The 10,014-nt window shown below is 71.7% G+C and carries 11 protein-coding genes; 8 read left to right on the top strand and 3 right to left on the bottom strand.

Annotated features, from left to right (window positions below):
* Positions 1 to 101: 101 nt before the first annotated feature.
* Both D1J51_RS11400 and D1J51_RS11405 read right to left on the bottom strand, forming a co-directional pair.
* The gene (locus D1J51_RS11400) at positions 102 to 1,289 is read right to left on the bottom strand and encodes an HRDC domain-containing protein (protein ID WP_119075319.1); all 1,188 of its coding nucleotides are present in this window, start codon (positions 1,287 to 1,289) and stop codon (positions 102 to 104) included.
* A gap of 3 nt (positions 1,290 to 1,292) precedes the next feature.
* Complete coding sequence (locus D1J51_RS11405; RefSeq protein WP_119075321.1) at positions 1,293 to 1,865, bottom strand: DUF3000 domain-containing protein; 573 nt, start codon at positions 1,863 to 1,865, stop codon at positions 1,293 to 1,295.
* Between the two features lie 98 nt (positions 1,866 to 1,963).
* Between D1J51_RS11405 and D1J51_RS11410 the strand changes: the two genes are divergently transcribed.
* The 4 genes from D1J51_RS11410 (at position 1,964) to D1J51_RS11425 (ending at position 4,902) form a co-directional block, all read left to right on the top strand.
* Positions 1,964 to 3,139, top strand: coding sequence for an alpha/beta hydrolase family protein (locus tag D1J51_RS11410; RefSeq protein ID WP_119075323.1), 1,176 nt, complete (start codon positions 1,964 to 1,966; stop codon positions 3,137 to 3,139).
* Between the two features lie 85 nt (positions 3,140 to 3,224).
* Entirely contained in the window at positions 3,225 to 4,286 is a 1,062-nt protein-coding gene (zapE, locus tag D1J51_RS11415) for a cell division protein ZapE (RefSeq protein ID WP_119075325.1), read from the top strand.
* 89 nt (positions 4,287 to 4,375) lie between these two features.
* Entirely contained in the window at positions 4,376 to 4,612 is a 237-nt protein-coding gene (locus D1J51_RS11420) for an Rv0909 family putative TA system antitoxin (protein ID WP_119075348.1), read from the top strand.
* 104 nt (positions 4,613 to 4,716) lie between these two features.
* On the top strand, positions 4,717 to 4,902 hold the full coding sequence (locus D1J51_RS11425; RefSeq protein WP_119075327.1) for a CsbD family protein: 186 nt from the start codon (positions 4,717 to 4,719) through the stop codon (positions 4,900 to 4,902).
* Positions 4,903 to 4,957: 55 nt separating this feature from the next.
* Here D1J51_RS11425 and D1J51_RS11430 read toward each other — a convergent pair whose 3' ends face one another.
* Positions 4,958 to 5,623: a Pr6Pr family membrane protein gene (locus tag D1J51_RS11430; RefSeq protein ID WP_240423183.1), complete on the bottom strand. Its 666-nt coding sequence runs from the start codon at positions 5,621 to 5,623 to the stop codon at positions 4,958 to 4,960.
* Between the two features lie 135 nt (positions 5,624 to 5,758).
* Here D1J51_RS11430 and D1J51_RS11435 point away from each other — a divergent pair, with 135 nt between their 5' ends.
* The 4 genes from D1J51_RS11435 to D1J51_RS11450 are packed head-to-tail and all read left to right on the top strand — an operon-like array spanning position 5,759 to position 9,733.
* Positions 5,759 to 6,799, top strand: coding sequence for a FecCD family ABC transporter permease (locus D1J51_RS11435; protein ID WP_119075328.1), 1,041 nt, complete (start codon positions 5,759 to 5,761; stop codon positions 6,797 to 6,799).
* Positions 6,796 to 7,866 (top strand): FecCD family ABC transporter permease, encoded by a 1,071-nt coding sequence (locus tag D1J51_RS11440; RefSeq protein WP_205547875.1) that lies wholly within the window; start codon positions 6,796 to 6,798, stop codon positions 7,864 to 7,866. Before D1J51_RS11435 ends, D1J51_RS11440 begins: the two co-directional genes overlap by 4 nt.
* Positions 7,863 to 8,669, top strand: a complete 807-nt coding sequence (locus D1J51_RS11445; protein WP_119075330.1) for an ABC transporter ATP-binding protein — start codon at positions 7,863 to 7,865, stop codon at positions 8,667 to 8,669. The genes D1J51_RS11440 and D1J51_RS11445 overlap by 4 nt, the downstream gene beginning before the upstream one ends.
* A gap of 59 nt (positions 8,670 to 8,728) precedes the next feature.
* Positions 8,729 to 9,733, top strand: a complete 1,005-nt coding sequence (locus D1J51_RS11450; RefSeq protein WP_119075332.1) for an iron-siderophore ABC transporter substrate-binding protein — start codon at positions 8,729 to 8,731, stop codon at positions 9,731 to 9,733.
* The last annotated feature ends 281 nt before the right edge of the window (positions 9,734 to 10,014 follow it).

Consider the following 10,014-nt stretch of genomic DNA (forward strand, 5'->3'; position numbering starts at 1 on the left):
AGGTATGTGTACTGCATCATCACCCATCCTAGAGACGCAGTCTCATTTTGGGGAGGGGCCGTGCGAATCTGCCGTAAATCGGCACAACTCACGAGAGGGCATTATGCAAGTTCGACAAAAGCAGCGGTGATGATTGGTGCGGTTATTCCAATCTGCCACTCCCGTGCTCCGAGCTCTTTGAGACGGAGTGCAATCTGCTCGGCGCTGCGCGGCTCGGGAGGCCGCCAGGCCACGGCGCGCAGATGATCGGGCGTGAGCAGATTCTCCGCGGGAATGCGCTGGCGCTCGGCCTCGGCCCTGATCGCCTCGCGCGCCGCCGCGAGGCGTGCGGCGGCCTCCGGGTGACGCTGAGGCCAGCCCCGATGGTGCGGGATCGCGCCCGGGTCGCGCGGTCTGGGGCCGGGCAGGTCCTCGGTGGTCTTCCCGGTGAGCACCGCCCGCCACCAGAGGTCGAGCTCGCTTCGGCTGGCGCGGCCCTTGAAGGTCTGCAGCCGCGCCAGATCGCCCTTGGAGCGAGGGCTCGCCCCAGCCGCTGCCACGATCGACGAATCGGGGATCAGGCGGCCCGGAGCGACATCGCGCTCGCGCGCCAGCCCGTCGCGCGCGAACCACAGCTCCCGGGCGATCGCGAGTGCGCGGGGACTGCGCAGCGCGTGGCCGCCGGAGAGCTTGCGCCACGGCTCCGCGCTGCGCGTCTTCTCCGGGCGCGTGCGCACCGCCTCGAACTCCTGCAGCGCGAACTCGGTCTTGCCCTGGGCCTCGAGATCCCGCATCACGGAGTCGCGCAGGTCCGGCAGCAGCGCGACATCGAGCGCCGCGTATTCGAGCCACGATTCCGGCAGCGGCCGCTGCGACCAGTCGGCGGCCGAGTGGGCCTTCTCTAGCTTGATGCCGAGCCTGGCCTCGACGAGCGCGCCCAGGCCGACCCGCTCGTATCCGAGCAATCGCGCGGCGAGCTCGGTGTCGAAGAGCGCCGGCGGGTGGAGGTCGAGCGCATCCAGGCACGGAAGGTCCTGGCTCGCCGCGTGGAGGATCCACTCCTCGCCGTCGATGGCCTCGGCGAGCGGGGCGAAGGTGCTGAGCCGAGTCGGATCGAAGAGGAAGGGGCGGGCCCCGCGCCGGAAGACCTGCACCAGGTAGGCCTCGGAGCCGTACCGGAAGCCGGAGGCGCGTTCGGCATCGACCCCGATAGGCCCCGATCCCGCTGCAACGGCCTCCGCCGCGCGCTCGAGCGCGTCGTCGTCGGTGACGAGCGACCAATCGGCTTCGAGTTCGGACTGCTCGACCACGCGCTACGCTCCCTCGCCGTGCGGCAGGCCGGCCAGCAGGCACAGCAGCTCGGACCACGCCTCGGCGTGGACGGCGAAGTTCGCGCCGCGCGGGGTCCAGGAGGCGCGCAGCTCGATCTGAGCAGCGTCGCCCTGCGCCTCGAGCGTGCCGAAGCCGCTGGACAGGGTCTTCGTCGCCGTGCCCGAGAGATACGTGTACTCCGCCCCGCGCGCGTCGAGCGCATCGACGAGCCACGACCAGGCCACGTCGGAGATGAAGGGATCGACGCCGATCTCGACCTCCAGGGGCGCCTGAGCGAAGCAGACGATGCGGTACGGCGATCCCCACTGGTCGGCGGAACCGGGATCGTGCATGAGCACGAGCCGCCCCGCGCCGTGATGGGAGTCGATCGAGCCCTCTGGGGTGAGGCCGCGGCGAGGGCCGCGCGCCACGCCCGCCGCCAGGGCGATCGACCGGGGGGCGATGCGCTCGGGGGCTGCGATCTCCTGCACGACGAGCTCGTCGCGCAGGCGAGCCCCGCGGATCTGCGCGGCGGCCGCCTCGAACTCAACGGGCTGCAGCTCGATCCTTGCCATCACACAGGGAACACTAGGGTTTGCTGTGAATCTTGCGGGGATGCCACGCCGGTGACCCGCGGATCGGCCGAAGCGAGGCCAGCGGTAGAGTCGAAGCCATGGGGCAGTGGGAGCGGGGGATGGGGCGGGCGCTCGGGATCGGCGCCGGCGCGGCCGTGGTCGGCGCGGCGGGCGCGGTGGCGGCCGGGGCGCTGCTCGCCCGAACGGCCGTCATGCCGGAGGAGCCGATGACGCCGGTGCGCATCACCCGGCTGCGGCGGGAGCCCGGCGGCCTCATCGTCTGGCTGCGCGGGATCGACGCCGACCTGCCCGGACGGTACTCGCTGCTCTTCGACCGCGGGGCCGGGCACGCGCGCCTGGGCCCGGTACTCGCGAGGGGGAGCGACGGCGTTGCGCGCGAGGTGATCCGTACCGACCGGGGCGAACTGCGGGAGGGGACTCTCGGGCGCATCGCCGGCTGGTGGTACACCGATGCGGCCGAACTCGGATATCGCACGGAGCGCATCCTGTACCCCACGGATCTGGGCGAGGCGGAGGCCTGGCTCGTGCGCCCCAGGCGGACGCGCAAGAAGCGCTGGGCGATCCACGTGCACGGCCGCGGGGCACTGCCCGAAGAGGCCATCCGCGGGGTCGCTCCGCTCGCGCGGGCCGGCATCACGAGCCTCGTCATCAGCTACCGCAATGACCCCGGGGCGCCGCGCGGATCCCACGGGCGCTACGGCGTCGGCATCGCGGAGAGCCGCGACGTCGACGCCGCGGTCGCCGAGGCCGTGCGACGCGGAGCCGAGCGGGTGACGCTCTTCGGCTGGTCGATGGGCGGGACCGCCTGCCTCGTCGCCGAGAACCGCGGGACGCACCGCGACGTCATCGACGGGCTGATCCTCGACTCGCCCGCGGTGGACTGGGCCTCGCTGCTGCGCTACCATGCTGCCGGCCGGTCGGCGCCCCGTTTCGTCGCGGACATCGGCATCGGCATGCTGACTCGGGGTATCGTGCGCGCGGGGGAGCCGGGCGGCCTCGCCATCGGCGGCCTCAGCGCGGCCGAGTTCGGGCGCGAGCTGCGCGTTCCCGTGCTCATCCACGCGAGCGAGCAGGACACGTTCGTTCCCTGCGAGGGCTCGCGGCAGCTCGCCGCCGCCCGGCCCGACCTGGTCCAGCTGCGGCTGCAGCATCGCGGCGAGCACGTCAAGCTGTGGAACGCGCAACCCGAGGCGTGGGAACGCGTCACGGAGCGGTTCGCGCGCGCCCTGCCGCGCCCGGCGTGGCGCGGCTGAGACACCGCCCCGCCCGCACCGGGCCCGCCCGCGCCCGCGGCGGAGGCGGGCCCGGGCCTCGCCCGGCAGCGATACACTAGCTCCGATGTCCTCTGACAAGCACCACAGCTCCGCGCGACTCGTCGACCGGCGCCCCAGCATCTCCGGCACCGAACTCGTCGCCACCCTCGTACCGCCGCCGCAGTTCGACCACGCCTCGTTCGACTCGTACCGGCCGGATCCCGAGTACGCCTCGCAGGAGGAGGCCCGCGAGCTGCTGCGCGCGTTCGCCGAGCCGGAGGCCCCGGTCGCGCGCGGCCTCTTCGGCTTCGGGCGCAAGAAGCAGGCGGAGTCGCGGCCGAACGCCCCAGCGAAGCCCGGGGTCTACCTCGACGGCGGCTTCGGCGTCGGCAAGACCCACCTCCTCGCGGCGACCTGGCACGCGACCCGCGGGCGCCGCTACTTCGGCACGTTCATCCAGTACACGGCGCTCGTGGGGGCGCTCGGCTACAACGGGGCGGTCGGCGTGCTGCAGGGCGCGCGGCTCATCTGCATCGATGAGTTCGAGCTCGACGATCCCGGCGACACGATGCTCATGACGCGCCTCATCGGCGACCTGACGAGCACCGGATCCCGCATCGTCGCCACCTCCAACACGCCGCCGAACGCCCTCGGCGAGGGGCGCTTCGCCGCGGCCGACTTCATGCGCGAGATCCAGGCCATGTCCGACCGCTTCGCGGCGGTGCGCATCGACGGCGTCGACTACCGGCAGCGCGACATCAAGGGCGATGCGGTCGTGCTGAGCGACGAGGCCTACCGCTTCGCCATCGCCGACGTGGCCGCGTCGGGCGAGCGCATGACCGACGACGACTTCTCGGAGCTGATCGCCCACCTCGCCACCGTGCACCCTTCGAGCTACATCGGCCTGCTCGAGGGCGTGCAGTGCATCGGACTGCGCGGCGTGCACGAGCTCACGGATCAGTCTGCGGCGCTGCGCTTCGTCGCGTTCATCGACCGCGTCTACGACGCGCAGATCCCGATCCGCGCCACCGGCCTCCCGCTCACGTCCATCTTCGGCGGGGGCATGCTCGACGGCGGGTACCGTAAGAAGTACCTCCGCTGCATCTCGCGCCTGGGGGCTCTGACGGCGAGCGAGATCCCGCAGTGAGTCGCCCCGCCCCTTCCGGGGAGCCGCCCGAGGCGGGATAATGGCCGCAGCGCGCCGAACCGCTCGGCCGCGATACGGAAGGGATGCGCATGGCTATCGAGGATCTGAGCAAGAAGGCCTCCGACCTCGCCGGTAAGGCGGGCGGATTCGCGAAGCAGAACGCCGACAAGATCGAGGAGGCGCTGAAGAGCGAGAAGGCGGAGGGGATCAGCGATAAGATCCTCGACGGCGCCGCGGGCCTCGCCAACAAGGTGACCGGCGGCAAGCACGCCGACAGGATCTCGGAGGCCAGGGACAACCTCGACGGCAAGATCGGCAACGAGTAGGGGTCGCCCGCGCACCCTGGCACAGATGCGCGCTGCGGGCAACCCCCTGGAGACCGCTCTCCGATGTTGGGAGAGTGGTGGTCGACACGACGAAGGAGGTCCCAATGAGTGCATCGGACAAGCTGTCGGCCGGTATGGACAAGCTGAAGGGCAAGGCGAAGGAAGCCGTGGGCCGCGCGACCGACGATGACGAGAAGGTCGCCGAGGGCAAGGCCGATCAGGCCAAGGGCGATCTCAAGAGTGCCGCCGAAAAGGCGAAGGACGCCGCGAAGAACGTGTTCGACAAGTAGAGGCAGCAGCAGCCACCGATCCCCGTGGCTCCCCGTCGGGAGCCACGGGGATCGGTCATTGCGATGCGGTGCTCTGCCTGATCCGCCGCGCGATCGCCCGCGGGCCGGGGAGCCTGCCGGCCCCCCACACGGCGGCGCCGGCGACGAGCAGCACGATCAGCAGCCCGGCGACGTGGAGCAGGAGCGACGGCGATCCGCGCTCGGGGAGCAGGAAGCCGTAGGGCACCCACCCGTCGGTCGCGCCCCGCACGAGGACGACGGTCAGCCACAGCAGCGGGTAGGGCAGCACGATCCAGAGCCTGCGCCACGGGAGCGCCTGCCGGTCTCGCGCCAGGAGCCAGTCGAGGGCCGCGTAGCAGGGGAACACCGCGTGGAGCACCGCACTCACCCACGGCGGAGCGGAGGCGGTCCCGGGGACGAGACCGTTGTAGATGGCCGCCACGACCAGCACGCACGCGGTGCCGACGGCCCGAGCCTCGACGAGCCGGGTCGGGGCGTCGAGGCCGTGCAGCGCGCGGACGCCGGTGAGGATCAGCACCCCGCTCGTGAGCAGGCTCGTGAGATTCGTGAAGTAGCCGAAGTAGTCGAAGGGGTTGACGCGGCCGTGCCCCGCGCCCTCGACATAGGCGTAGAGGACCACGAGGATGACCGCCGCGCCCACCACGACTCGGACCCATCCGATGAGGGGGCGGGTGCGGTGGGCCACGACCGGTGTCGGCATGCGAGTCAGCCTAGCGCGGGCGTCGTGGCGCGCGGGTGCAAGCCGGAGAAAGCGCAGGGAAGCCCCTGGGGCTTAGGCTAAGCTTACCAAAGTCTGAAGAAGACCGTGCCCGCTCTCGCGCCGATTCGGAGTCACATGACCATCGCCCCGCCGTCCGCCACGGCCGCCCGTCCCGTGACGACGATGCTGCGGCGCAGGATCGCGGTCGCGGCCGTCGGGGTCGCGCTGCTGGCGCTGCTCGGGCTCGCGAGCCTCTTCGTCGGTTCGGGCGGGCTCGCGCCCCCGGACGTGTGGCGGGCGCTGCAGCGGGACGACGGGTCGACCACGGCTCTGCTCGTGCGCGACTTCCGGGTGCCCCGCACCCTCATCGCGATCGTCGTGGGCGTCGCGCTCGGTCTCGCGGGCGCGATCATCCAGGCGATCACGCGCAACCCGCTCGCGGACCCCGGAATCCTCGGGGTGAACGCCGGCGCCTACGCCGCGGTCGTCGTCGCGGCCGCGCTATTCGGCTCCTCGCTGTCGGCCGGTCACGTGCTGCTCGCGCTCGCCGGAGCGCTGCTCGCCTCGCTCATCGTGTACGGCATCGGGACCACCGGGTCGGCCGGCGGCACGCCCACGAAGCTCGTGCTCACGGGCACCGCACTCGGCGCGGTGCTCTCCGGGGTCAGCTACGCCGTGACCCTCACCATGCCCGAGGTCTTCGACAAGATCAGGTTCTGGAGCGCGGGCTCGCTGCAGAACCGGCAGTTCGACACGCTCTGGGTCACGCTGCCCTTCATCGCGGTCGGCGTGCTCATCGCGCTCGCGCTGCCGCGCGCGCTCAACGCCCTCGCGCTCGGCGACGACGCCGCGGTGGCGCTCGGCGCTCGACCCGGGATCACGAAGTTCGCGGGCATCGTCTCGGTCACGCTCCTCTGCGGTGCGGCGACGGCCGCCGCCGGGCCCATCGCCTTCGTCGGGCTCATGGTGCCCCACGCGCTGCGCTCGATCGTGGGCCCGGACCAGCGCTGGATCCTGCCGCTCAGCCTGCTCGCAGCCCCGATCCTGCTGCTCACCGCCGACATGGCGGGTCGCGTCGTCGTGTCGAATGAGCTGCCCGCCGGGGTCGTGACGGCCTTCATCGGCGCGCCCGTGCTCATCGCCCTGACCCGCCGGAAGGGGGCGAGGGGCCTGTGAGGACGCGAAGCGGCGAGCGGCCGGGCCTCGAGTGGCCCGGCGCGATCCTGCCCGTGCGGCGCGGCCGGTTCAGCGCGCGCATCGAGCTGCGCTCGGCCGTGGTGACCGGACTGGTGCTCGTCGCGGCGCTCGCGTGCGCGGCCTGGTCGCTCACCATCGGCAGCGCGGGGCTCGGCCTCGACGACCTCCTCGCCGCGCTGCGGGGGGAGGCCGACGCCGGCGCTGCGCGCGCACTGCTCGAGTGGCGCATGCCGCGCACGGTGTTCGCCCTGCTCGGGGGAGCCGCCCTCGCGGTCGGGGGAGCGGTGTTCCAGTCGATCACGCGCAACCCGCTCGGCAGCCCCGACATCATCGGTTTCTCAACGGGCGCCTACACCGGCGCACTGCTCGTGATGGTGTTCGGAGGCAACGGATCCCTCGCGACCTCGCTCGGCGCACTCGCCGGTGGCGTGCTCACCGGCGCCGTCGTCTACCTCTTCGCCTACCGACGGGGCGTGACGGGCATGCGCATCATCGTCGTCGGCATCGGGGCGAGCCTGTTCCTCGGCGCCTTCAACACCTGGCTGCTGACGACCATGCGGGTCGAGAACGCGATCTCGGCGGCGAGCTGGGGCTCGGGGTCCCTCCTCGACATCGCCTGGAGCCACACGGTGCCGGTGATCGTCGCCGTACTCGTCGCGGTGCCGATCCTGGTGATGGGCGAGACCGACATGCGGATGATGGAGATGGGCGACGACATCGGACGCGGCCTCGGCGTGAGCGCCGAAGCGGCGCGTCTGCGCATGCTGCTCATCGCGGTGGCGCTCGTCGCGGTGGTGACCGCGTCGGCGGGACCCATCGCGTTCGTGGCGCTCGCGGCCCCCCAGCTCGCCATGCGGATGTGCGGCACCCCCGGCGTGCGCATCATCCCGTCGGCCGTGCTCGGCGGTCTGCTGCTGCTCGCCAGCGACATGGTGGCGCGCACGATCCTCGCGCCGACTCAGCTCCCCGTCGGCGTCGTGACGCTGTGCGTCGGCGGAGCGTATCTCGTGTGGCTGCTCGCCTCGCAGGGAAGGAAGAATCGATGACCCGACCGGCTCAGACCGCTTCCCGGCTACGGGCGCGCAGCCTCACCACCGGCTACGACGATCGCGCCGTGGTGCGCGACCTCGACATCGACGTGCCCACGGGCTCGTTCACCGTCATCATCGGCCCGAACGGCTGCGGCAAGTCGACGCTGCTGCGCTCGCTCGCCCGCCTCATCAAGCCGTTCGAGGGCGCGGTGCTGCTCGACGGCGTCGACGTCGCCTCGGTGAGGAGCCGCGAGCTCGCCACGCAGATCGGCCTGCTGCCGCAGTCGTCGATCGCTCCCGAGGGCATCACGGTGATCGACCTCGTCACGCGAGGCCGTCACCCGCACCAGGGCGTGCTGAGACGATGGAGCAGACAGGACGAGGAGGCGGTGCGCGCCGCGCTCGAGCGCACCCGGCTCACCGAGCTGAGCACGCGCGTGGTGGACGAGCTGTCGGGCGGGCAGCGCCAGCGCGTGTGGATCGCGATGGCGCTCGCGCAGGACACGCCGTTGCTGCTCCTCGACGAGCCCACCACCTACCTCGACATCTCGCATCAGATCGACGTGCTCGACCTGTGCAGCGCGCTGCAGCGGGAGGGGCGCACCCTCGTCGCCGTGCTGCACGACCTCAACCAGGCCGCCCGCTACGCGACCCACCTCGTCGCGATGAAGGAGGGGCGCATCGTCGCCCAGGGCGAACCGCGGGCGGTCGTCACCGAGACGCTCGTCGAAGAGGTGTTCGGTGTGCGGGCGCGCATCATCCCCGACCCGGAGACCGGAACTCCGCTCATCGTGCCGGCGGCACCGGCGCTCGCGTAACACCGCGGCCCACGGCGCTCCCGCAGTAACCAGCAAACAGCAATCAGAAGGAGAAACACATGCGTCACTCTCGCATCGCGGTCGCCGGACTCGTCGTCGCGGCCCTCGCCCTGACCGGCTGCTCGGGCGGCAACGGGGCGGACACGGCCTCGAGCGGCGACTCCGGAGCTCTCGCCACGGTCGATGACACGCTCTACGGCCCGGTCGAGGTCCCGAAACCGGCGGACGGCGAGCTCACGGTCGTCGCGCTGGGGTGGTCGGACGCCGAGGTCGCGCTTGCGCTCGGCGTGCAGCCCGTCGGCACCGCCGACTGGCTCGGCTTCGGCGCCGACAGCAAGGGCGTCGGCCCCTGGGCGGTCGACAAGTTCGGCGACACCAGCCCGGCCGTCTTCGAGCAACCGGGCAACGGCTACGACTACGAGGCCATCGCCGCGCTCGAGCCCGACCTCATCCTCAACACCCGCTCGGCGGCCGACGAGGACGTCTACAAGCGGTTGAGCGAGATCGCGCCGACCGTGTACGCGCCCGCGGGGACCCCCGACTACGGCACCGCCTGGGATGCGCAGGTGAGCCAGGTGGCGCAGGCGCTCGGTCAGGAGAAGGAGGGCCAGCAGCTCGTCGACTCGGTGTCGTCAGTGATCGAGGAGCAGGCGAACGCCTACCCCGAGTTCAAGGGCGTCACCGCGGTGACGGGCACCAAGTTCGGCGACCAGTACGGCGCCTACGTCTCAGGCGACTTCCGCTGGGACCTGCTCGAGTCGCTCGGCTTCAAGCAGAACCCCCCGGTGCTCGACATCACGCCGACCGGCTTCTACGCCGCCCTCTCGGCCGAGCAGATCCCGGCGCTCGACGCGGAGGCCGCGGTGTTCTTCCCGATCGGCTACACGCTGAAGGAGATGGAGCAGGACCCGCTGCTCTCCTCGCTCGATGTCGTGAAGCGGAATCGTGTGGTGTGGCTCGAGGCCGGCGACGACCTGACCCAGGCGTTCAGCGCGGCGAGCCCCCTGTCCATCCCCGTCGCAGCGAAGGGCATCGCGGAACGCCTCTCGAAGGTTCTCCGCTGATCCGACGGGCACCGCCCGGGATCGCGGCGGAGCTCGGCTCCGCGTCGCGATCCCGCGCCCGACCCGGGAGCCGCGGCGAATGCGAGCAGGGGAGCGAGGTCCCGTGCTGCGATCGAGCACATCCTCGACCGGCAGATCGGAGGGCGACATCGCGGGCTGATCCGCCGCCACGAAGGCTCCTCAGCGATCGTGGGCTACCGGTACCCGGTAAACTGGCTCATCGGAATCGAGGGTGTAGGGCGGGCGGTGAGTACGCCCGGATAGAGCGAAGACCTCGTAAG

Source organism: Leucobacter sp. wl10, from assembly GCF_003569785.1.
Classification (GTDB): domain Bacteria; phylum Actinomycetota; class Actinomycetes; order Actinomycetales; family Microbacteriaceae; genus Leucobacter.

Excerpts from the sequence above, each read along its gene's own strand:
- D1J51_RS11425 (WP_119075327.1), top strand. The coding sequence starts at position 4,717 with ATGAGTGCATCGGACAAGCTGTCGGCCGGTATGGACAAGCTGAAGGGC.
- D1J51_RS11405 (WP_119075321.1), bottom strand. The coding sequence starts at position 1,865 with ATGGCAAGGATCGAGCTGCAGCCCGTTGAGTTCGAGGCGGCCGCCGCG.
- D1J51_RS11430 (WP_240423183.1), bottom strand. The coding sequence starts at position 5,623 with ATGCCGACACCGGTCGTGGCCCACCGCACCCGCCCCCTCATCGGATGG.
- zapE (WP_119075325.1), top strand. The coding sequence starts at position 3,225 with ATGTCCTCTGACAAGCACCACAGCTCCGCGCGACTCGTCGACCGGCGC.
- D1J51_RS11450 (WP_119075332.1), top strand. The coding sequence starts at position 8,729 with ATGCGTCACTCTCGCATCGCGGTCGCCGGACTCGTCGTCGCGGCCCTC.
- D1J51_RS11420 (WP_119075348.1), top strand. The coding sequence starts at position 4,376 with ATGGCTATCGAGGATCTGAGCAAGAAGGCCTCCGACCTCGCCGGTAAG.
- D1J51_RS11445 (WP_119075330.1), top strand. The coding sequence starts at position 7,863 with ATGACCCGACCGGCTCAGACCGCTTCCCGGCTACGGGCGCGCAGCCTC.
- D1J51_RS11435 (WP_119075328.1), top strand. The coding sequence starts at position 5,759 with ATGACCATCGCCCCGCCGTCCGCCACGGCCGCCCGTCCCGTGACGACG.
- D1J51_RS11410 (WP_119075323.1), top strand. The coding sequence starts at position 1,964 with ATGGGGCAGTGGGAGCGGGGGATGGGGCGGGCGCTCGGGATCGGCGCC.